General features: G+C 38.0%; 17 protein-coding genes and 1 pseudogene. 15 read left to right on the plus strand and 3 right to left on the minus strand.

Translation table 11 applies throughout. From position 1 onward, the window contains the following. Both F908_RS15465 and F908_RS06400 read left to right on the plus strand, forming a co-directional pair. Window positions 1-738, plus strand: a 738-nt coding sequence (locus tag F908_RS15465) for a multicopper oxidase domain-containing protein (RefSeq protein ID WP_005159421.1), incomplete at its 5' end; no start/stop codon positions are given. Next, entirely contained in the window at window positions 725-1,618 is an 894-nt protein-coding gene (locus F908_RS06400) for a copper resistance protein B (protein WP_005159431.1), read from the plus strand. The genes F908_RS15465 and F908_RS06400, both read left to right, overlap by 14 nt. A 49-nt stretch (window positions 1,619-1,667) precedes the next feature. Here F908_RS06400 and cadR read toward each other — a convergent pair whose 3' ends face one another. Then, window positions 1,668-2,072 (minus strand): Cd(II)/Pb(II)-responsive transcriptional regulator, encoded by a 405-nt coding sequence (cadR, locus tag F908_RS06405; protein WP_005144789.1) that lies wholly within the window; start codon window positions 2,070-2,072, stop codon window positions 1,668-1,670. A gap of 84 nt (window positions 2,073-2,156) precedes the next feature. Between cadR and F908_RS06410 the strand changes: the two genes are divergently transcribed. The 8 genes from F908_RS06410 to F908_RS06445 all read left to right on the plus strand — a co-directional run bounded on the left by F908_RS06410 (window position 2,157) and on the right by F908_RS06445 (window position 12,477). Further along, window positions 2,157-3,437 carry a cation efflux transmembrane domain-containing protein gene (locus F908_RS06410; protein WP_005159434.1) on the plus strand — a complete coding sequence of 427 codons (1,281 nt, stop codon included), beginning with the start codon at window positions 2,157-2,159 and terminating at the stop codon, window positions 3,435-3,437. A 10-nt stretch (window positions 3,438-3,447) separates the two neighbouring features. Further along, complete coding sequence (locus tag F908_RS06415) at window positions 3,448-3,705, plus strand: FeoA family protein (protein ID WP_004722330.1); 258 nt, start codon at window positions 3,448-3,450, stop codon at window positions 3,703-3,705. Further along, on the plus strand, window positions 3,695-5,524 hold the full coding sequence (feoB, locus tag F908_RS06420) for a ferrous iron transporter B (RefSeq protein WP_005159438.1): 1,830 nt from the start codon (window positions 3,695-3,697) through the stop codon (window positions 5,522-5,524). The genes F908_RS06415 and feoB overlap by 11 nt, the downstream gene beginning before the upstream one ends. A 125-nt stretch (window positions 5,525-5,649) precedes the next feature. Next, window positions 5,650-6,054: a hypothetical protein gene (locus tag F908_RS06425; RefSeq protein ID WP_004699723.1), complete on the plus strand. Its 405-nt coding sequence runs from the start codon at window positions 5,650-5,652 to the stop codon at window positions 6,052-6,054. A gap of 80 nt (window positions 6,055-6,134) precedes the next feature. After that, entirely contained in the window at window positions 6,135-7,439 is a 1,305-nt protein-coding gene (locus tag F908_RS06430) for a TolC family protein (RefSeq protein ID WP_005159440.1), read from the plus strand. Next, window positions 7,439-8,929 (plus strand): efflux RND transporter periplasmic adaptor subunit, encoded by a 1,491-nt coding sequence (locus F908_RS06435; RefSeq protein WP_004912818.1) that lies wholly within the window; start codon window positions 7,439-7,441, stop codon window positions 8,927-8,929. Before F908_RS06430 ends, F908_RS06435 begins: the two co-directional genes overlap by 1 nt. Before the next feature lie 14 nt (window positions 8,930-8,943). After that, the gene (locus F908_RS06440; protein WP_005159444.1) at window positions 8,944-12,078 is read left to right on the plus strand and encodes an efflux RND transporter permease subunit; all 3,135 of its coding nucleotides are present in this window, start codon (window positions 8,944-8,946) and stop codon (window positions 12,076-12,078) included. 33 nt (window positions 12,079-12,111) lie between these two features. Beyond that, the gene (locus tag F908_RS06445) at window positions 12,112-12,477 is read left to right on the plus strand and encodes a copper-binding protein (RefSeq protein ID WP_004912811.1); all 366 of its coding nucleotides are present in this window, start codon (window positions 12,112-12,114) and stop codon (window positions 12,475-12,477) included. A gap of 112 nt (window positions 12,478-12,589) precedes the next feature. Here F908_RS06445 and F908_RS06450 read toward each other — a convergent pair whose 3' ends face one another. Beyond that, entirely contained in the window at window positions 12,590-13,867 is a 1,278-nt protein-coding gene (locus F908_RS06450) for a tyrosine-type recombinase/integrase (protein WP_005159445.1), read from the minus strand. 994 nt (window positions 13,868-14,861) lie between these two features. On the opposite strand from F908_RS06450, the gene F908_RS06455 reads away from it, so the two are divergent. The 3 genes and pseudogenes from F908_RS06455 (at window position 14,862) to F908_RS06465 (ending at window position 18,495) form a co-directional block, all read left to right on the plus strand. Further along, a complete protein-coding gene (locus F908_RS06455) occupies window positions 14,862-15,134 on the plus strand; it encodes a hypothetical protein (protein WP_004662783.1) in 273 nt (90 codons plus the stop codon). A gap of 132 nt (window positions 15,135-15,266) precedes the next feature. After that, window positions 15,267-15,682 (plus strand): annotated as a pseudogene (locus F908_RS06460) (transposase); the annotation flags it as partial. Between the two features lie 347 nt (window positions 15,683-16,029). Continuing rightward, the gene (locus tag F908_RS06465; protein ID WP_005159449.1) at window positions 16,030-18,495 is read left to right on the plus strand and encodes an acyl-CoA dehydrogenase; all 2,466 of its coding nucleotides are present in this window, start codon (window positions 16,030-16,032) and stop codon (window positions 18,493-18,495) included. A 47-nt stretch (window positions 18,496-18,542) separates the two neighbouring features. Here F908_RS06465 and F908_RS06470 read toward each other — a convergent pair whose 3' ends face one another. Next, a complete protein-coding gene (locus F908_RS06470) occupies window positions 18,543-19,841 on the minus strand; it encodes a sigma-54 interaction domain-containing protein (RefSeq protein WP_005159451.1) in 1,299 nt (432 codons plus the stop codon). 192 nt (window positions 19,842-20,033) lie between these two features. Here F908_RS06470 and F908_RS06475 point away from each other — a divergent pair, with 192 nt between their 5' ends. Further along, window positions 20,034-20,717, plus strand: coding sequence for an MBL fold metallo-hydrolase (locus F908_RS06475; protein ID WP_005159454.1), 684 nt, complete (start codon window positions 20,034-20,036; stop codon window positions 20,715-20,717). Between the two features lie 10 nt (window positions 20,718-20,727). Next, on the plus strand, window positions 20,728-22,386 hold the full coding sequence (locus F908_RS06480) for a bifunctional protein tyrosine phosphatase family protein/NAD(P)/FAD-dependent oxidoreductase (RefSeq protein WP_005159459.1): 1,659 nt from the start codon (window positions 20,728-20,730) through the stop codon (window positions 22,384-22,386). Window positions 22,387-22,405: the final 19 nt, after the last annotated feature.

The following is a 22,405-nucleotide window of genomic DNA, read 5'->3' on the forward strand; positions in this document are numbered from 1 at the left end:
TCTATGAAAGGTATGGATCATGATATGTCTTCTATGAAAGATATGAATCATGATATGTCTTCTATGAAAGGCATGAATCACGATATGTCTTCTATGAAAGGTATGGATCATGATATGTCTTCTATGAAAGGTATGGATCATGATATGCCGATGAATAGCGCTACTGTTAAGTCGGCTTCAGACAAGAATGATAATACCGTATTTGGATGGGCAAATGCTTCAACACCCGTTGGTCAAAAAGCACTCCAGTATAGTGATTTACAATCTTTAAACCCTCAACCAGATACTCGTGCCCCTGAACGTGAAATGGAAATCCGTCTTGGTGGGAATATGGAGCGCTACATTTGGACAATTAATGGTAAGAAGTTTAATGAAACAGAACCATTCAAAGTGAAATATGGGGAACGTATACGCTTGAAATTTGTGAATGACAGTATGATGGCTCACCCAATGCACTTGCACGGTATGTTTATGCAGCTTGAAAATGGTCAAGATCCAAGTAATATGCCAAATAAACACACGATCATTGTGCCACCAGGGAAAACAGTTACAACTTTACTTACTGCTGATGAATTAGGTGAATGGGCTATCCACTGCCATTTGTTATATCACATGGCAGCTGGAATGATGAACAAACTCATTGTGGCAAATGTAGATAGCAATGATGTTGATTCAAAAAGTATCGTTGCCCAACCCCATGCAAATGATAAGGGAGTGAATCAACATGCAAACCACTAAAAAACTTTTTTCAAAAACACTTTTATCAGTTGCTTTAATTGGTTTAGCAGGTATGGCATTTGCGAATGATAATTCGACTGAAAATCTAAATAAGAGTACTTCAAGTATGAATGTGCTTTTAAGAGAATCAGGCGGATTAGGTTATGTTGAACGCAATGTTGCTCAAAAAACTTCAAAAGACAAAGGAATTGAAACTTTAACTCTTAGCCAAAATCATGATAAACATCTGAACGAGCATGGTGGGCAGATTTACCAAACAACTAAATTTTCCAATGAGTGGATAGTTGATAAAGATGGTAAAGGCAGTTTAGGTTCGAGTTTCGAAACATTGATTGGAACAGATGAAAATCGAATGTTTGTTGAAGCCAATCTGAATAAAGCAGAGAGTAATGATCCCAATTATGATGTATCAGCTCTTTACAGTAGAAATGTTGCACCATTTTGGGATGTTCAAGCTGGGGTAAGGTATAGTGAGGACAAAAATAACCGTAATAGTAATCGCATTGATGGTGTTATTGGATTATTAGGTCTTGCTCCTTATTTCTTTGAGACAAAAGCTTACCTTTATGGTGGTGAAAATAATTTTTGGGGAGCCAGTTTTGATTTCGACCGTGATTTATTACTCACTCAAAAGTTGATTACTCAGCCATATATTGAAGCAGATGTTGTGTTTAATGATAATTCTGACTTTGCATCAAAGACGGGATTGTCAGAATTGAAGACAGGTATTAAAACTCGTTATGAGATTACCAAACGTATCAGACCATTTGTTGATATAGCTTATCAATATGAAAAAGGGCAGAAATTAACAACTTTTCAAGAAGCTACAGATTCTGAAAAGGGGTGGTTATACGGGGCAGGCATTGAATTAGTTTTCTAAATATTTTATTAAGAATGAATAATGGTGATATTCCATTATTCATTCTTAATTATTTTAAACTTACGGATAACCCTTCAAGTACTTTACAAGAGTTAATTTCCAAAAAACCAGAGCATTTACTTCTTAAATCAGAAAGTTGTTGCTTAAGCTGAATCTGTTTTTGGATATTCTGCTCTAATTGATGAATATGTTTATCAACTAAGATGTTAATAGAACTACAGTTTCCACAAGGTTTGTCTTTGTATGCTAATAAAATTTTTATTTCGTCCAAGCCCATATTCAAAGTTCGGCAATTAAGAATAAATAGAAGTCGCTCTAAGTGGTCTTTGTTATAAAGTCGATAATTAGCTTCCGAACGATTAGGGGCTAGTAATAAAGCTTCTTTTTCATAAAACCGTATTGTAACAACAGGGCAACCGGATAGCTGAGATAATTCACCAATTTTTAAGTTCATTTCAAGTCACCTGATCTATTGACTCTATAGTAGCTATAGGGATTTTAATATGCAATACGTGAAGATATGACTATAGGCACATCAATGAGTGGTTGCGGTTGTAATCAAGAAAGTTCTTGTGAAGACACTAAGCAAAAACAAAATGAATCAAAAACAGATTCTTGTAAAATTAAAGATTTAGCTACAGAAGAAAGCGAAAGTTCTTGTTGCGATAATGAGGTACAGCAAGAACTTACCCCTGATGAAAAAGATTCCTGCGGTAGTAAGCAGTCGAATTCATGCTGTGGCCCAGATACTATAAATTTACCAGAGCAAGTTCGTGGCAATGAAAGTATAGTGGCTTTCATCAGTGACTATAGCATCCCGAAAATGGATTGTTCCGCAGAGGAACAAATGGTTCGGATGACTTTATCTTCATTGATAGATGTTAAGAGCTTGGTTTTTGATTTGCCGAACCGAAACCTAAAAGTTCTGCATAATGGTGAAAGTAATGAAATCACTACAAAACTTGAAGTTCTTGGATTTGGGGCAAAATTAAATAAAACTGAAGTTTATGAAAATAAAGAACAAGCACAAGAAGCTAGTACTTTTCTGATTCCGAAGATGGATTGTTCGGCAGAAGAGCAAATGGTAAGAATGGCACTTTCTCCCTTGCATGAAGTTAAAGGTTTATCTTTTGATTTGGCGCAAAGACAGTTAGTTGTTTTCCATACCAATGGGATTAATGAAATTACCACAAAACTTGAAGCCCTTGGCTTTGGTGCAAAGCTTGTGGAAACGGTAAAAGCTACGGGGGAATTGCCTGAAGCACCTGATCCAACTAAGCAGGCGAAAGTACTAAAATTATTATTAGCGATCAATGGTGTTCTTTTTTTTATTGAATTCATAAGTGGCATTATCGCCGAATCTACAGGTCTTATTGCCGACTCTCTTGATATGTTTGCTGATGCTGCTGTTTATGGTATAGCACTTTATGTAGTAGGAAAAGCAGCTAAGTACCAAGTAAAAGCAGCTCATTTCGCTGGTTGGATTCAATTGTCATTAGCTCTTGTTGTTATTGTTGATGTGATTAGGCGCTTTATTCTAGGTAGTGAGCCTGAATCTAGCATAATGATTATTATTGCTTTCTGTGCACTTATTGCAAATGTTGCCTGTCTCTATTTATTGACAGGCCACAAAAATGGAGGTGCCCATATGAAAGCAAGTTGGATATTCACCGCAAATGATGTAATCGTTAATATGGGAGTCATTTTTGCCGGTGTACTTGTGACATGGACTAGCTCAGCTTACCCTGATTTGATTATTGGTATCCTCGTTTCATTGTTCGTGCTTAACGGCGCTAGAAAAATTTTGGCGTTGAAATAAGGTGCAGACAATGAATTTATTTCAAGTAAAGCAAGACCAAATTGTAAAAATCATTGATCTTAAAAAGGGTGATCAGTATCAAGATAAAAATGATCCTGTTCTAGAGCGTTTAGAACTGCTGGGCTTTAGAGTAGGTGAATCCTTACAAGTACTTGCAAAAGGGCTTTTTGGTGGTGACCCCGTATTGGTTCAAATTGAAACCTCACGTTTCGCATTAAGAAAAAATGAAGCAGAACGAATTTTTGTAGAGATTACCAATGAACACTAAAAATATTGCACTCGTTGGTAATCCCAATTGCGGTAAAACATCACTTTTTAACACCCTCACAGGGACTCGTCAAAAAGTTGCTAATTATGCTGGGGTAACGGTAGAACGGAAAGAGGGTTTTTTTAAATTACCTTCTGGCGATACTGTACGAGTACTGGATTTACCTGGGACTTACAGTTTAAAGCCAAGTAGTTTAGATGAAGAAGTAACTAGAGCAGTCTGTTTTGGCGAGTTAAAAGGTGAAGTTATACCTGATATTTTTGTATGTGTTGTGGATGCTACGAATCTTCATCTTCATTTAAGTCTTGTACTTGAAGTCAGAGCTTTAAACAGACCAATGTTACTTGTTCTTAACATGATGGATGAGGTTAGAAAACGTGGTATCTCGATTGACACATCAAAATTATCTCAGCTCTTAGGTATTCCTGTTGTTGAATCGATAGCTGTAAAGACAAAAGGGATTCAGGGTTTATTAACGCAGTTAGACCAAAAAAATTTGTTTATTTCCCCTTATCATTCTGATCTAAATCATTTCGACCAAATCAAAGATATTACAAAACAGGTCATATTGAAGAATGATAATGGTGATAAACGAACGGCTTTCTTAGACAAAATATTCTTACATCCATTTTTTGGATTATTAATATTGACCTTTACCATGTTTGTAATGTTTCAGGCTGTTTTCATTTGGGCACAACCCTTCATTGCATTTATTGAAAATTCGATTACATGGTTTAGTGGGGCTGTTGGACCTTTAATTTCGCACCAACTTCTAAGAAGTTTGATTGTTGACGGTGTGATTGCGGGTGCAGGTAGTGTGCTTGCCTATATGCCTCAAATTCTTATTTTATTTTTCTTTATTTTAGTTTTAGAGGAATCAGGTTACTTACCTAGAGCTGCCTTTTTGTTGGATAAACTGATGTCTAAAGCAGGCTTAAGTGGGCGTTCATTTATTCCGTTGCTTTCAAGCTTTGCCTGTGCCATCCCAGGAATTATGGCAACACGGAGTATCAGTTCTGAAAGAGATCGTTTGGCAACGATTATGATTGCACCTTTGATGACGTGTTCTGCACGATTACCTGTATATGCTTTGCTGATCGCTGCATTCATTCCAAACAAGTTGGTTTATGGTTGGCTCAGTTTACAAGGTCTAGTTCTGTTCGGGCTTTACATGTCAGGAATCGTATCCGCTTTATTGGTTTCTTTATTCCTGAAATTAGTAAGAAAAGATAAAACTGAAAGTATTTTCATTTTTGAATTACCTACATACCGTATTCCAGATGTTCGAAATGTAGCTTTGGGGCTTTATGATAGAGCGACTATATTCTTAAAAAGAGTTGGTGGAATTATTGTCGCACTTTCTATTTTATTATGGTTCTTGGTAACGTTCCCATTACCACCTGATAACCCAACAATGCCACCAATCAATTATAGTATTGCTGGACAGTTAGGACATCTAATCCATCCAATATTTGCTCCGATTGGATTTACGTGGGAAATTTGTATTGCTTTGATTCCTGCCATGGCAGCTCGTGAAGTGATTATTGCTGCGTTAGGGGTGATCTATGCAATGTCTGGTGATGAAGATGCAGTTACCCAGACTTTATTATCTCAAATATCTGGTCCGGATGGATGGGGGCTAGCGACAGGTATGTCATTGTTAGTTTGGTTTATCTTTGCCCCGCATTGTTTAGCAACACTAGCGACCATTCGAAGAGAAACAGGGAGTTGGAAACAACCAGTCGTAATGGCTGTATATCTCTTTTCATTGGCTTATTTATTTTCCTTTATAACTTATCAAGTTATAAGTCGGTTTTAATTTAGAAGGCGGTTGTTGATATAAACCAACAACCGCTGTTTAATGAATTAGTTTAATTAATTATAGGATTGTTATTTACAGGATAATCTGTAAAACTAAAAAGGTTAAATTTTGGTCTTGATGTTATGCACTTGTTAAGGACATGCTTATCGCTGTTTTTATCTTTTGCTATCCTAATTGTAGGATCGGCAGCAGCTGCTGCATCTGTACATAGCCCATGTTTAATGTCATCTCAAGATACACAATCCATGCAAATGATGAATTCTGAAGATCATGAAAAAGCAAGTGCTATGCACATGGATTGTATGAAAGCTGAGGTAAAGATTAAGAAGCAATTACATGATCCATCATGTATGTCTAAGCAAGATTGTATTATGTCATTTTCTAAAATTGCATATACATCTACAGCGCTGGATGTTTTGCAGTCGATGATTTTTTTACCTGCGGAACAGTCTACTTTTTCTCCATTAAATCAAAATTTCATCTCATCTGATCTTTCCAATTTATGGAAACCCCCACGCTTTAACTAATTTGATGATTCTTCATCATTCATAGAGTTTTCTATGGGTGTTCTGCACGTGCGCGTGTACATCATTTTAGAGCTAAAAATATGAACTTTAATAAAGGAAAGCTGTCCCTAAAATGGGGTGGATGCTCGATTGCGACGATCTGTTTTTTCTTGAGTTATGGACATGCTTATGCCCAGCCACTGACTTTGGATACAGCATTGAAGCTTGCTGAGCGATATGCGCCTGCTCTAAGAGCTAATAGTGCTCAGATTGAAGGTGCTGAGAATATGGTTTCAGCTTCCGGTATCTTACCCAATCCTAAACTGTTTGTTGGCTTAGATAATTACCCCGTGTCTGGCGATGCCGCATGGTCAGTCACACAAGAAGGCATGACGATGAAAAAGATTGGCATCATGCAAGATTTTCCAAATCGTGCCAAAAGATTGGCCGAAATAGAATTAGCAAAAGCTGAATTGGGTTCAGCTAATGCTCAGACAGAAATTCTTCGTATTGAGTTACGTCAAAAAGTAGCATCGGTATGGCTTAAGCGTTTTTATCTTGAGCGTAAACTGGCCTTATATGATGACCTTCTTTCAGAAAATGGATTGTTATTCCAGATTACGCAGACACAGGTTACATCTGGTCGGACTATGGTTACTAATGCGATTTCCCCTAAGCTGGACAAAACGGTTTTACTTGATCAAAAAGATGATTTACTTCGAGATTTAAATAAAGCAAAGCTAGAATTACACCGATTAATCAGTGCGGATTCTAGTCGTACAACTGAAATAGAAAGTTTGCCTAGCCAAGAACCTGTAATTAATTTTGATACATCACGTTTATATCATCATCTGCATCAACTTCCTGAATTGAAAGCATTTCAAGCAGAAAGGCAAACTGCTGAAGCCAAACTTAAGCAAGCTCAAGCCCTACAAAAATCAGATTGGAGTATCGAGTTTGCCTATCAGCACCGTGCTCCTGAATTTGGAGATATGATTGGTGTGCAACTGACAACGGAACTACCAGTATTTTCAAAAAAACGTAGTAGTTCATTGGTTCAAGCCATTTTAGCGGAACAAAACAGGATTACAGCAGATCAGGAGATAAAATACCGCGAGCATCTCACTATGTTAGATGAGGGGCTATCGGACTTAAAAGCCCTTGATCAACAAATCCAACGTACAGTTCAAAGTACACTTCCTTTGACTAAACAAAAAGTAAATTTACAGCTAGCAAGTTATCAGGCTGGTAAAGCCAATTTGTCAGATGTCATTGAGACACGACAAGCATTACTAAATCAGCGATTACGCCTCATCGATTTACAACAACAGCAAGCAATTATCAAAGCCCAGCTCTATTTTTCTTTTGTAGAACCGACCTTAAACCATGCTGAGGAGTCACGATAATGTTAAAAAATAAATTAGCATTCGTAATTGCTGGCTTGATTGTGGGCAGCTTGGGAATCGGTAGTGGAGCTGGATATTGGTATGCTCATCAAAATGATAAAAAGCAAACTGTAAGTGATCAGGCAACTGCTAAAGTGTTGTACTGGTACGATCCAATGAAACCAGAACAGCATTTTGATAAGCCGGGGAAATCCCCTTTTATGGATATGCCGTTAGTCCCTAAATATGCGGATGAAAGTACTTCTGGAATGACTGAAAGTGCAGGAGTAAAGATTGATCCATCTCTTCAACAAAATCTAGCCATTCGTTATGCCACAGTCGAACAAGTTGTAATGGGTAATACTTTGTTAACCAATGGCATATTACAAGCGAATGAACGACAGATAGCGATTCTGCAAACACGGGCAAGTGGTTTTGTTCAGCGTGTCTATGGTCATGCAGTCGGAGATATAGTGACTCAAGGGAGCCCGATTGCTGATATTTCAATACCAGAATGGACTGGGGAGCAGACCGAGTTTTTGGCAGTACTTAAAATAGGAGACCGTTCTCTTATTCAAGCAAGTCGACAACGCCTACGGCTTCTGGGAATCCCACCAAATGTGATCCATCAAGTCGAACAAACACATCAAGTACAATCTAATATGACTTTGAGTGCTCCTATAAGTGGATTCATTGACTCATTAGAAGTTCATAGTGGAATGACTTTAACTATGGGGCAAACACTTGCTTCAATTAAAGGAATTAATCCAATTTGGTTAGAAGCAGCAGTGCCTGAAACGCAAATTGCTGGAATAAAACGAGGTGCTAAAGTCGAAGCAACTTTTGCTGCATATCCTCAAAAAGTGTCTGGTAAAGTCATTGATATTTTACCAACACTAGATACCACAAGCAGAACCATAAAAGTTCGTATTGAGTTACCCAATAGAGAGGGACAACTCAAGCCAGGAATGTTTGCTTCTGTCAAATTCTCCAACAATCCTCAAAGCAGTTTAGTTGTGCCAGAGCAAGCTGTTATACGTACCGGTACTCGTAATATCGTCATTGTGGCACATGAACAAGGGCGTTTTGAACCTGTTGTTGTACAGTTAGGGCAGAGTGATGGAAATAAAATAGCAATTCTACAGGGTTTGAACGCTGGTCAGAAAGTAGTGGTTTCGGGACAATTCATAATTGATTCTGAGGCCAATTTACAGGGTGTACTGGATAAGTTAAACACTGGACAATCGATTACTTCATCTCAAGTAACTAAGGCATCAATATACCAAGGCATTGGTAAAGTGGAAAAAGTTACAGCTCAAGACATTACCATTTCACATCAGGCAATTGCTGAGTTGGGTTGGGGGGCTATGACCATGGGCTTTAAACAACCAGTACAACCATTTACCCAAATTCAGCAAGGAGATCAGGTCAGTTTCCGCTTTACACATGTTGGGGATGCTTATGTGATTTCTGACATTTCCAAGATGTCTATGACATCTATGAAGAACTAAACGGGAGAACCATCATGATCACCCGTATTATTCGTTTTTCAATTGCAAATCGAGTATTTGTCTTATTAGCTGCTGTAGTTCTTGCCGTTTGGGGAACTTGGGCTGTCAAAAATACTCCGGTTGATGCTTTGCCAGATCTGTCTGATGTACAAGTTATTGTGCGAACTAATTTTCCCGGTCAAGCACCACAAATTGTTGAAAATCAGGTGACGTATCCTTTAACAACGACCATGTTATCAGTGCCCGGTGTTAAAGCTGTTCGGGGCTATTCTTTTTTTGGTGATTCGTTTGTTTATATCATTTTTGATGAACATACTGATCTTTACTGGGCACGTTCTCGCGTGTTGGAATATCTGAATCAAATACAAGGGCGAATGCCTACAAATGCAAAATCTTCATTAGGACCAGATGCTACAGGTGTTGGTTGGATTTACGAATATGCTTTGGTTGATCCAACAGGGCAACATGATCTCTCACAACTGCGAAGCATACAAGACTGGTTTTTGAAGTATGAACTAAAGACAGTACCGAATGTGGCTGAGGTTGCCACAATTGGGGGAATGGTTAAGCAGTATCAAATTGTTTTAGACCCTACCAAGATGGCAGCATTCGGTATAACTCAACGAAGTATCATTGAGGCAATTCAAAAGGCAAATCAGGAAACTGGCGGTTCAGTCCTAGAAATGGCTGAAACTGAATATATGGTAAGAGCTTCTGGTTATTTAAAAACATTAGAAGATTTTCGGCAGATCCCATTACGTACGAACGGTTTAGGCATCCCAATCACTCTTGGAGAGGTTGCAACGATTCAACTCGGACCTGAAATGCGTCGTGGAATTACTGAACTTAATGGACAAGGAGAAACCGTTGGAGGTGTTGTGATTTTACGGGCCGGTAAGAATGCACGTGAAACGATTACTGCTGTGAAAGCAAAACTGGCTGAATTGCAACAAAGTTTACCTAAAGGCGTGCAAGTTGTTCCAGTATATGATCGCAGTCAATTGATTGATCGGGCTGTAGAAAATTTAAGCCATAAATTGATTGAAGAATTTATTGTGGTGGCTTTGGTTTGTGGATTATTCCTCTGGCATTTACGTTCAGCAATGGTTGCGATTGTTTCTTTGCCCTTGGGAATCTTGTCAGCTTTTTTATTGATGTATTATCAGGGACTAAATGCCAATATCATGTCATTGGGTGGTATTGCCATTGCAATTGGCGCTATGGTCGATGCCGCTGTGGTTATGGTCGAAAACGCACATAAGCATATCGAAGCTTGGCAACATGAACATCCTGATCAAGTTTTAAAAACACAAGAGCGTTGGGACATCATTACGCATTCTGCTAGTGAGGTTGGACCTGCTTTATTTTTCTGTTTACTCATCATTACTTTATCCTTTATTCCTATTTTTACTTTACAAGCACAAGAAGGACGACTGTTTTCTCCATTGGCATTTACTAAAACTTATGCCATGGCCGCTGCCGCAGGGTTATCAATTACACTGATTCCAATTTTGATGGGGTACTGGATTCGAGGGAAGTTACCCTCTGAACAATGCAATCCATTAAACCGTTTTCTAATCAAAATATACCGTCCGATGTTGGATAAGGTCTTAGCTTATCCAAAGACAACTTTATTTGGTGCATCATTCATTTTTCTTCTCAGTCTTTTCCCTTTAACTCGCTTAGGTGGAGAGTTCCTGCCCAATATGGATGAAGGTGATTTACTGTATATGCCTTCGGCTTTACCGGGATTGTCCGCAGCAAAAGCTTCTGAGTTACTTCAACAGACTGATCGAATGATTAAAACTGTTCCAGAGGTTGCCACGGCATTTGGTAAAGCTGGGCGAGCAGAGTCAGCTACAGATCCAGCACCTTTAGAAATGTTTGAAACCACGATTCAGTTTAAACCGCGATCTGAATGGCGTTCAGGTATGACACCCGACAAGTTAGTAAAAGAACTGGATAAAGCGGTTCAAGTACCGGGTTTAACAAATATCTGGGTGCCACCTATTCGTAACCGAATTGATATGTTGGCAACTGGGGTTAAAAGCCCAATCGGGATTAAGATTTCAGCAAATGATTTGCAAGATATTGATCGGGTCGCACAACAAATTGAACAGGTTGCCAAAAAGATACCCGGTGTTAGCTCAGCTTTAGCTGAACGACTCACAGGTGGGCGATATGTTGATATCGATATTAATCGAAAGCAAGCTGCACGTTATGGTCTTAATATCAATGATGTACAGCAAATTGTGTCATCAGCAATTGGTGGGGAGAATATTGGGGAAACTGTTGAGGGATTAGCTAGGTATCCTATTAATGTACGTTATCCACGAGAAATCCGAGATTCACTTGAAGCCTTAAGGAATCTACCAATTCTGACTGAATCAGGTCAGCAAATTGTTTTGAGTAGCATTGCCAATATTCAAATCACTGATGGCCCCCCAATGCTAAAAAGTGAGAATGCTCGCCCAAGTGGTTGGGTCTATGTTGATGTACAAGAGCGTGATTTAGCTTCTGTAGTTCAGGATTTGAAACGATCTATTGATGAACAAGTGAAACGCTCTGCGGGTATGAGTATTAGTTATTCAGGTCAATTTGAGTTTATGGAAAGAGCAAATGCTCGTCTAAAGGTGGTGATACCAATCACTTTGATGATCATTTTTCTATTGCTCTATTTGATTTTTAGACAAGTACAAGATGCCGCTCTGATTATGCTGACTCTACCATTCGCTTTAATCGGTGGTATTTGGGCAATGTATTTCAGTGGCTATAACTTTTCAATTGCCATAGCAGTAGGCTTTATTGCACTTGCGGGTGTTGCCGCAGAGTTTGGTGTGGTCATGTTGTTTTATTTAAAGCAAGCCATACAACAAACGCAGTCTTCTGAAAAATCCTTAACTGAACAACAGCTCAATGACGCACTTCGTACAGGGGCTGTTCTACGTGTTCGCCCAAAAGCGATGACTGTAGCTGTAATTTTAGTCGGGCTACTTCCTATTCTTTTGGGGACTGGAACAGGTTCTGAATTGATGAGCCGTATTGCTTTACCGATGGTTGGAGGCATGATTTCAGCTCCGCTTTTATCAATGTTTGTTATCCCCGCTGCCTACCAACTTCTAATCAAAAGGAAACTATCAAAATCTTGATAGTTTTATTATTTCGTTCAAAGAGGTTTTATTATGTTTAAATTTATGAAAATTGTAGCTCTTGTTGCAACTATTGCTACGTTAAGCGCTTGTAGTAAAAATGAGGCATCAGAGCAAAAGAAAGCGGAAGCACCTATGGAGCAGATGAGTAAAGAATCATCTACAGCAATGACAGCTCAAGCTGTTGGCGTTATTACAGCTATTAATACGAAAGAAAATATTTTGACACTCAATCATGAGGCAATTGCAGCGATTAAATGGCCAGCAATGACAATGGGTTTTAAGGTTGCAGATCCTAAGTTGTTAAATGGGCTTGCAGTAGGGCAAAAAGTTGATTTTGAATTAAAAGCAGATGGTGAAATTTACACAATCGTAAGTGTTAAACCAGAAAACAAGTAATGTCAAAAGTATAACTAATATCAAGAGTACAGAGCCTGTAAAAAAATCTGTTTAATTCCCTTTAAAACGAATGCTTCAGCCATCTAAGGCTGAAGCATTCGTTTTATGATGTCTAGTTAAAGTGTGTACAACAGAATTCAGTCCAATCAGCCATTAAACCTTTACGTTTTTCAAGGTACCCTCCACGTAAGTAAGAAGCTTCAACTTCATCGGGTAGTTTATGGGCAAGTACATGCTCACAAACTTCCCGTGAATAATCCGCTTTATCGGCTGACCAATCACGGAATGTAGAACGGAAACCGTGTGTTGTAACCACACGATTTTGTTTTGGATCAATATAGCCTAAGCCATCTTCTTTAAGCTTCTGCTCATGCATCCGTTTGATCAATGTGGTTAATGACATATCAGAAAGCATTTCTCCAGAACGTGGGGCAGGGAAAATGAAATCTTGTGCTTGAGTATGATTTTTGATTGATTCAAGCAACGTGATGGCTTCTTCAGACAAAGGTACGCGATGTTCCTTTTCTGCTTTCATCCGTTCTTTAGGAATAATCCAAACCTTATTCTTAAAATCAATTTCCTGCCATTTAGCCCCAAAAATCTCACCAGATCGACATGCAGTTAAAATCGCAAATTCCAGAGCTTTAGGGGAAATCCCTTTTTTCTGTCTTAAATGCTGGATAAACTCAGCAACCTGTTCATAAGGCAGGGATGGATGTGGGCGTGATTCCTGCTTTAAGTTACCTAATATAGGTTCAAGATTGCCTTTCCATTCAGCAGGGTTGTCACCCTCAAAATATCCCATAGCCTTGGCATAATCAAAAATGGTTTCTATACGACCACGAATACGTCTGGCTGTTTCATTTTTTTCAATCCAGATTGGTTTGAGAGCTTCAGCAATATCTACTTTGGTAATGGTGCCAATGGTGAGATCACCCAGCGTTGGATAGATATAGGTTTCCAGTGTTGTTGACCATTGTCCGATATGCTTTTGATTTTTGAGTTCACGGGTTTTATTGGCAATAACAACTTTTGCACATTCCATGAATGTTTTATTCCGTAGTTGCTGGACATGCAGCTTTTCAAGCTGTTCCTGTTTATGCACAATAGGATCAATCCCATTTCGTATTTGTAATTTTAATTCAGCGGCTTTGGCACGGGCTTCTGCCAAGGAAACTTCAGGGTAGGGGCCAATACCAATATCACGGCGATGAGGTTTTAATTTTCCATCTTTATCCAGACGTTTTCCCACAACGGCACGTAAAATCCAGACACGGGAATCTCTTTCAACATTTAAACAAAGACCATCAACGCCGCCTACGTGGTATCGACCAGTCTCTTTAATTCTTGCTACACTGAGTGCGGAAAGCTCTTTGGATTTCTTTGGCATGCCTTTGATTTACCCCTCAACCTACCCCTCATAAAATACTGGAAATGGTAGGATTGGGCAAGATGGCTTAGGACGATTAAAATATTAAACAATTGAAAAATATATATTTATAATATTGTGTTGGACTGCTTAGGACTATTGTTAGACGGACACCGCTTCCGCCAAATATTTAAAAAAGCCCTTGTTTTTACAAGGGCTTTTTTTCTTAGCTCTGGTTTTACCCCTAAACCTACCCCACATCCAATATTGGATTGAATTACATGGGATAAAACTTGTAAGGAGCAATTGAGAATTAGCTAATCGTCAGTTTGAAATGCTAACAATATACAAGCCTATACTTCGAACAACTTAACTGGCTCTTTCAAAGTAGAATAGATGTGAATGACGGTTTGATCTGCCTAAATTCAGTAGTAATTATTCAAAAGATAGGGCACACATTTAAAAAAATACTGTCAGTTGTCTGAGGTTATAATGATTGTTTTCTATAGAAGACAATTCTAAACAATTAAGATGTTATTCATTTACCGTTGAATAATTTGAACTGAATCTTTTTAGTGTCTACTAACTTAATTTGGAAAATAGTTTACCCATCAGAAAATATAGAAGTTGTTATGGAGAAAATTTTAGGTAATGAATGGATTAAACTTAATCACAGATCAAGATCGAATCAATGCTGTTTTATGTATTTAGGCATGTATAAATAATAATTTTTTAGAACATCATTGGTTTTAATGGGAAGTATTATTATGAGAATTTACACTTTTTGATGTTATGCAGCCAAAGACCTACTCTTTATCGCTAATAATTTGACAGAGAAGAAAGCTAGCATTAGTGATAATTTTCGTCACATCGCTTCCAGTCTTGTTGTTTATTTCAAAAATATGACTTAAATATTTAATAACTAAAAATAAATATTAAAAAATGGTTGAATAGTAAGCAATTATCTATAATGATAACTAATATTCACTTGATCATTCATTCTAGGAGGTAGATCATGATTGATGTGCAATATTCCGAAAATGTCTCGATACATCAGTTATCTGATGATGCATTCTTGTTAAGAGTCAATGATGCAAAGGTTTATCAATATTTGCTCAAGCAATGTGGTAAGGAATTCGGTTGGGAACGTTCGATACAAAAATCTCAAAGTTTTTTTAACGGTGATATTGAATACCAAATTAACCTTTCTGATATTCCGTTGGAAAATTTTGGACGAGATTTCTTTATGTTGGAACCAGAACTACTCGATAACATTGCGAAAAGTTAATACATAGCTTGATTATATGCTGTGTATAGTGAGTTATATATTTCAGTTTTTCGCCACGTCATCCCCTTGACGTGGTCTTTTTATATAAAACTATTTTATCGAAAATAGAATCAATTTTATAATTTTGATACTGAATATCGTCTCCAATGGCGCAAACTTCATATCAACTACGAGTAGTTCAGCTCACAACAAACAAAGTGAGTGATTCAGAGGTGCTTGGTGATTTGCTTGATCAAATTCCGTTGGATGAACGAATTGATTTAGTCTATACAGATGGTGCTGATGATACAAAGCACTGCCGACAAGTCATTTTAGATTGAGATGCACATGCAGTCATTCCACCTAGCAAGAATGCAAAGCTTTGGAAAGATAAGAAATAGATATCTTTAGAGAGGAATGAATTATTAAAAACAGTCAAAAGGCTAGGTAGGTCACTTTGGAAAAAATGGTCTGGTTATCATCATCGAAGTTTAGTGGAAACCAAAATGCATTTCATCAAATTATTAGGTGATAAATTCACAGCAAGGAGTTTTCCTAGTCAGATGAATTAGATTCATGCATATGTATAAATTTTTAATAAATTCAAATAATTAGATTGATATCATATCCAGGTTATCACTTGAATTTAGCTCAATTAGGGTAGCATTCTATTTCAAACTTTTGGCAACAAAACCTCGCTGCACTAGTAAGCCAGATAAACTTGCAATAACGACTTTCGCAAGAGGTTTTATCTTGATGCGGTTGTGTAATGTTGGGTAGCGAATTTAAAAAAAAATCAATCCAATCTGTAGAATAAAAATTCACGCTTTTTTCACCTATTTCCATCTAAATTTAAACATGAAGTAATTCAAATAAATCATCTTTCTCAGTTCAAGTTGAAGGCAAAGGAGTAATTATGACTCTCGTATTGATATTGCTTAGCTTGTTGATTCAGTTTTTTGTGTTGTGGGCTGCATTTTATTTCGAACTCAATCGAACAATTGGTAGTATTTTGGCTATCGCTATTGCGATTCTATGCGCGATTTTTATTACACCTTGGTGTTTAGTGGTTGGTATTCCCATCATTTTAATGAGTATTATTTTACTTGTTGCACCATTACGTGAAGCGTTAATTGCTAAACCTGCATTTAATATTCTTTCCAAAGCAATGCCTAGCATGAGTATTACAGAAAGAGAGGCTTTGGAAGCAGGTACAAGTTGGTGGGAAAAAGAATTATTTATGGGAGCGCCTGATTGGGAAAAGTTCGATCAATATCCATATCCAAAACTTTCAGTTGAAGAACAATCTTTTATAGACAATGAAGTTCAACAACTTTGCTCCATGCTTGATGAATGGAAAATTCACCACAAAGATAAAAATTTACCTCCTGAAGTTTGGCAGTTTATTAAAGATAAAGGTTTTTTAGGACTCATCATTCCAAAATCATTTGGGGGAAAACAATTTTCAGCATTTGCTCAAAGCCGCATTATGAGCAAGATAGCATCACGTTCATTGACTGCGGCAGTGAGTTGTATGGTACCCAACTCGCTTGGTCCAGGTGAGCTATTGCTACATTACGGTACAACTGCACAGAAGCAACGTTATTTACCCGGCTTAGCAAATGGTACAGAAATTCCTTGCTTTGGCTTAACCAGTCCAGAAGCTGGTTCTGATGCGGGAGCGATTCCAGATACAGGTATAGTCTGTTATGGGTCTTATCAAGGACAAGAAGTTCTGGGTCTAAAAATGAATTTTTCTAAACGATGGATTACGCTTGCACCGATTGCAACGGTAATTGGCTTGGCGTTTAAGTTGTACGATCCAGATGGTCTATTAGGTGATAAAAGTAAAAGTGAATATGGTATTACCTGTGCATTAATACCTGCAAGTCATGAAGGCATAAAAATAGGTGCACGCCATAATCCTGGTGCGCCATTTATGAATGGAACTGTGGAAGGAACAGACATTTTCATTCCAATCGACTGGATTATTGGCGGTCAACAAAATGCAGGTAAAGGTTGGCGCATGTTGATGGAATGTCTAGGCGTTGGTCGTGGTATTTCTTTACCAGCATTGGCGACTGCTGCGGCTGAGATGAGTTACCTTTTAGTGGGTGCATTTGCTAGCGTTCGACAACAGTTTAAAGTGTCAGTTGGGCATTTTGAAGGTGTGCAAGAGGCAACCAGTGATATTGCCAGTGATGCCTATATGCTTGAGTCATTTAGATATATGGTGACTTGTGGTTTGAATCAGGGTGGGACTCCAGCCGTCATGACAGCTATGGCAAAATACTATGCGACTGAAACTATGAGAAAAGTGATTAATCATGGTATGGATGTCGTTGGTGGACGTGCGATTCAGCTAGGACCACGTAATTTTATGGCTTTAACTTATCAATCCATACCTGTTGCAATTACGGTAGAAGGGGCAAATATTCTTACGCGTTCTTTGATGATTTTCGGTCAAGGTTCCATGAGATGCCATCCGTATTTATTTGAAGAACTGCAATTATTGCAATCAGACAATAAAGAGAGTGCTCTAAAAAAATTCAATACCTTGTTATTTAAACATCTTGCTTATACTTTTAATCGTGCTGCAAAAGCGCTTGCATTTGGTCTCACAGGGGGCAGTAAAGTGGGCTCTTCATCGGCTGATGATTTCTCAAAACCATATTATGCAATGATCAATCGTATGAGTGCTGATTTTGCTTTGACGGCAGACATGGCATTGGGAATATTGGCTGGAGATTTAAAACGTAAGGAAATGCTTTCAGGTCGTTTAGCAGATATTCATGCCCATTTATTTATTGCAACAGCGATTCTTAATTATTATGAGCATGGACAAAGAACTGAGTCGGATCAAAAACATGCAGAATTAGCATTAAATAAGGCTCTCTATAATGCTCAGGAAGCATTCTTTGGATTGTATGAAAATTTCCCTGTGAAAATTGCTGCGACATTGGTGAAATTAATCAGTTTCCCATTTGGTCGACCAGTCACAAAACCATCGGATGAACTTAAACAACAAGTTGCTCAATTACTACTTAAAGAAAATTCTTTTAGAGCGGAATTGAAAAAACATGTTTATTACACAACCGATGAAACAGATGTGATGGGGCGCATGGAATCAACCTTCCAAATGTTACTAACATTGCAGCCGCTTTGGGATAAGTTTAAAAAAGCTGAATCTAAAGATCAGTTTAAAGGACTGACTTTTGAGGAACATATTACAGATGCAGTTGCAGTGGGTTTTATTACTGCAAATGAAGCGGAACAGCTTTTAAAATATAATGCTAAACGCTACGACAGTATGCTGACTGATATATTTGATCAGCATTTAGAAAATGACCTGTCTCTTGGGAACCCTCATTTGAAAAGTTAGATAAGGTGGTCAATAAAAAAGCGAGATATCCAAGTCTCGCTTTTTTTTTATAAATTAAATTTTTTACGATAGCGCCAAAGTGTGGTTCGACTCATACCCAGTGCTTTTGCTGCGAGTGAAAGATCATTTTGATATTGGATTAATGTTTTCCGTATCGTTTCTTTATTGATTTTATCCGAGATCAGTAATGGTTCATCTTCAATGATTGAATTTGAAGGTGGAATATGTTGCTTATCAATAATTTCATCGGGTAAATCGCAAACATCTATTTCAGACTTCTCGCTTGCCATGGTCAGTGCGTAAAGGAGCGTATTTTTTAATTCACGGACATTTCCGGGCCAATCATATTGCATTAAGGTTTGTAATGCTGAATTAGATAATTTAGTCGATGTACCAAAAACATTGTGTTGTTCAGATAAAATATAATCTGCAATATATGGAATATCTTGCTTACGATCACGCAGTGGTGGAACAAAAATTGGAATAACACGCAGTCGATATAATAAATCTTGACGGAAGCGTCCAAGACGAGCTTCTTCTCGTAACGCTCGATGAGTAGCGGTGATAATACGGACATTCGCTCTAATCGATTTTTCTCCACCTAAAGGTGTAAATTCACCAGTCTCAAGAACTCTTAATAATTTTGCTTGAAGTTCTAATGGAATTTCAGCGATTTCATCTAAAAAAAGTGTTCCGCCTGCAGCACGTTCAAATACGCCTTTATGTTCTCGAATCGCCCCTGTAAAAGCACCCTTAACATGACCAAATAATTCGCTTTCCAGAATATTGGCATTTAAAGCTGCACAGTTAATGGCAATAAATACGTTATTTTTCCGCTGACTATGATCATGAATAGCCTGCGCAACCAGTTCTTTTCCACTACCAGATTCACCGCGAACTAGAACTGGGAATTCTGTAACTGCAACACGTTGAATAATGGAAAACATGCGTTGCATTTCTGGCGAGTGGCTATGAAAAATCTGCTCTAAAGTTGGGATGTTTTGATCTTGTTTTATTTTCTGTATAACTTGAGTGGATTGTAATAAATATAAGGTTCCCTCAAAGTGCTGATCGATAATTCTAATAGGATGACGATGGCAAAACAGCTCGATGGATTGAGCTGCATCACTCATCATATGTCGTCCGATTTCAAGCTCATGATGTTGTATTGTTTTTTTTAAAGTTTGAAATAACGAATTATTGATTTTTTTATCGTTGAATTCATACACAAAACGCTGCTTAGATTGATCTAAGATAAGAAAGGAACTATCTAACATTAGAGTTTGCAATTTAAACAAAAAGCTCTCTAAATCAGCTTGAGTATCAAAATCAATCGCTTGGTGCATGGTGTTTCATCGAATGTTTTTCATTTGAAACAATTGAAACATATTGTGCAACATTAATGAAATAGGGATTTTGTTTAAAATTAAATATTATCAATTAATATATTGTTTTATTTGAATATAATTTGTATTGCATAAAGTTGGCACTTAGTTTGCAAAATAAGAATATAACCAAGCATATCGAGACAAATTGAAATGATATTTCATCAATTTTTTGAAAAAGAAAGTTCAACTTATACTTATTTGGTTGCATCTGAACAAACACGTGAAGCGGTACTGATTGATCCAGTTGCTTCTGAAATAGAAAGTTATGAACAAATGTTGAATCAGTTGAATCTCAAGTTAGTTTACAGCTTAGATACGCATGTTCATGCAGATCACGTTACGGCTGCAAATTTACTCAGAGCACGTTTTGGCTGTAAAACAGTTTTACATCGTAACTCTGGCGTGGATTGTGGTGATATTTTTATCACTGACCGCAGTGCGATCCGTGTTGGTGAATGCTTAATAGAAGCACGTTATACCCCTGGACATACGAATGCCTGCACAAGCTATGTCATTGACAATATGGTGTTTACTGGTGATGCATTACTGATAGATGGTTGTGGTCGTACTGATTTCCAAGAAGGCAATGCTGAAACCTTATACGACAGTATCCACCAACAGATATTCACTTTACCTGACGACACGATCGTTTACCCAGGACATGATTATAAAGGTCGTTTGTCTTCAACTGTAAGGCATGAACGCGAATCGAACTCTCGTTTAGGTCATGGACGTAGCAAACAAGATTTTGTAGAAATTATGAAAAATCTTGATCTTCCATATCCTAAAAAGATTGATATAGCCCTGCCTGCCAATAAAGCGTGTGGGAAATAAGGGGAAAATTGTGAGTGACTTAAAACAAGTTAACCCTGAATTTTGGGTATCTGCGCAGATCAATCAATCTGATTTGGTTGAAATTGCAGCCAAGGGAATCAAAACGATTATTTGTAATCGCCCTGATGGTGAAGGTGTTGACCAGCCAAATATTATTGAGATCCAAGAAGCTGCAATACGCCATGGGATTCAATTGGAATATTTACCTGTTGTAAGTGGGCGGGTGACAGATGAACAAGCAATTGAATTTAAGTCACTTTATCAAAAATCCCAAAAACCTGTACTAGCATTTTGCCGTTCAGGAACTCGATCAATTACCTTATGGGCACTGTCTCAAGTGGCTGAACTTACCATTGATCAGATGTTGTTGCAGTCAAAATCACTGGGCTACGATTTACAAGGTTTAGTCCCTCGAATTTTGAAGCAAAATCCAACTCAGTTAAACAATATACCGAATTTTTCTGTGGTGATTGTCGGTGGGGGAGCAGCGGGTATTTCAGCAGCATCAAGTTTGTTATCTCGTCAATCGAATTTAGATATTGCCGTGATTGATCCTGCTGAAATTCATTACTACCAACCAGGATGGACGATGGTGGGCGGTGGGATATTCGCTCCTGAAAAAACGGTAAGAACAATGGCGAGTCTGATTCCTAAACAAGTTCATTGGATTAAGGCGGCTGTTGCAGCTTTTGATCCTGATAATAAACAAGTTTTATTAGAGGGATGTAAGCCGATTAACTATGAAGTATTAGTCGTCTGTCCGGGCTTAAAATTAAATTGGCATGGAATAGAAGGTTTAGTTGAAACGCTAGGTAAAAATGGTGTGACTTCAAACTATCGTTATGATCTTGCACCCTATACGTGGGACTTGGTTCGTAATATGAAACAGGGTAAAGCTGTTTTTACACAGCCACCTATGCCAATTAAATGTGCTGGTGCTCCGCAAAAAGCAATGTATTTGTCAGCTGATTATTGGCAAAAACAAGGTGTATTAAAAGATATTGAAATTGATTTTTATAATACAGGTGCGGTGTTATTTGGTGTACAAGCTTATGTTCCAGCTTTGATGGAATACATTAAACGTTACAATGCCAATTTAAACTTTAATCATCAATTGATTAAAGTCGATGGAAGCCAAAAGCGAGCTTGGTTTAAGGTCAGTGAAGGGGAAAATACTTCAGTAATTGAAACTGATTTCGACATGATTCATGTTGTTCCTCCGCAGCAAGCACCTGATTTTATCCGAGCGAGTAACTTGGTTGATGCGGCAGGTTGGGTCAGTGTTGATCAGCATACCTTACAGCATAGTAAGTATCCTTATATCTTTGCTTTGGGTGATGTCACTAATGCACCAAATGCGAAAACGGCAGCAGCTGCACGAAAGCAAGCACCTATTGTTGCAGTGAATGTATTGCAGTACTTAAAAGGCAATCAGAATTTTGCGCAATATGACGGTTATGGATCTTGTCCGCTCACAGTTGAGCGTGGAAAGATTGTGTTGGCAGAATTTGGTTATGGCGGAAAACTGTTACCTAGTTTCCCTAAGTGGTTGCTCGATGGGCAAAAACCTTCACAGCTTGCATGGCTGTTAAAAGAGCAAATTCTACCGCCGATGTATTGGGATGGAATGCTCAAAGGTCGTGAATGGCTGGTGAAGCCAAAACTTTAGTTTATTCAGCTTAAATAAA

The sequence above is a fragment of the Acinetobacter sp. NIPH 284 genome (assembly GCF_000369425.1).
Taxonomy (GTDB): Bacteria; Pseudomonadota; Gammaproteobacteria; order Pseudomonadales; family Moraxellaceae; genus Acinetobacter.

Coding starts and splice junctions, on each gene's coding strand:
- F908_RS06415 (WP_004722330.1), top strand. CDS start 3,448: ATGAATTTATTTCAAGTAAAGCAAGACCAAATTGTAAAAATCATTGAT.
- F908_RS06410 (WP_005159434.1), top strand. CDS start 2,157: ATGAGTGGTTGCGGTTGTAATCAAGAAAGTTCTTGTGAAGACACTAAG.
- F908_RS06400 (WP_005159431.1), top strand. CDS start 725: ATGCAAACCACTAAAAAACTTTTTTCAAAAACACTTTTATCAGTTGCT.
- F908_RS06425 (WP_004699723.1), top strand. CDS start 5,650: ATGCACTTGTTAAGGACATGCTTATCGCTGTTTTTATCTTTTGCTATC.
- F908_RS06475 (WP_005159454.1), top strand. CDS start 20,034: ATGATATTTCATCAATTTTTTGAAAAAGAAAGTTCAACTTATACTTAT.
- F908_RS06440 (WP_005159444.1), top strand. CDS start 8,944: ATGATCACCCGTATTATTCGTTTTTCAATTGCAAATCGAGTATTTGTC.
- F908_RS06445 (WP_004912811.1), top strand. CDS start 12,112: ATGTTTAAATTTATGAAAATTGTAGCTCTTGTTGCAACTATTGCTACG.
- F908_RS06430 (WP_005159440.1), top strand. CDS start 6,135: ATGAACTTTAATAAAGGAAAGCTGTCCCTAAAATGGGGTGGATGCTCG.
- F908_RS06450 (WP_005159445.1), bottom strand. CDS start 13,867: ATGCCAAAGAAATCCAAAGAGCTTTCCGCACTCAGTGTAGCAAGAATT.
- feoB (WP_005159438.1), top strand. CDS start 3,695: ATGAACACTAAAAATATTGCACTCGTTGGTAATCCCAATTGCGGTAAA.
- F908_RS06435 (WP_004912818.1), top strand. CDS start 7,439: ATGTTAAAAAATAAATTAGCATTCGTAATTGCTGGCTTGATTGTGGGC.
- F908_RS06470 (WP_005159451.1), bottom strand. CDS start 19,841: ATGCACCAAGCGATTGATTTTGATACTCAAGCTGATTTAGAGAGCTTT.
- F908_RS06465 (WP_005159449.1), top strand. CDS start 16,030: ATGACTCTCGTATTGATATTGCTTAGCTTGTTGATTCAGTTTTTTGTG.
- cadR (WP_005144789.1), bottom strand. CDS start 2,072: ATGAACTTAAAAATTGGTGAATTATCTCAGCTATCCGGTTGCCCTGTT.
- F908_RS06455 (WP_004662783.1), top strand. CDS start 14,862: ATGATTGATGTGCAATATTCCGAAAATGTCTCGATACATCAGTTATCT.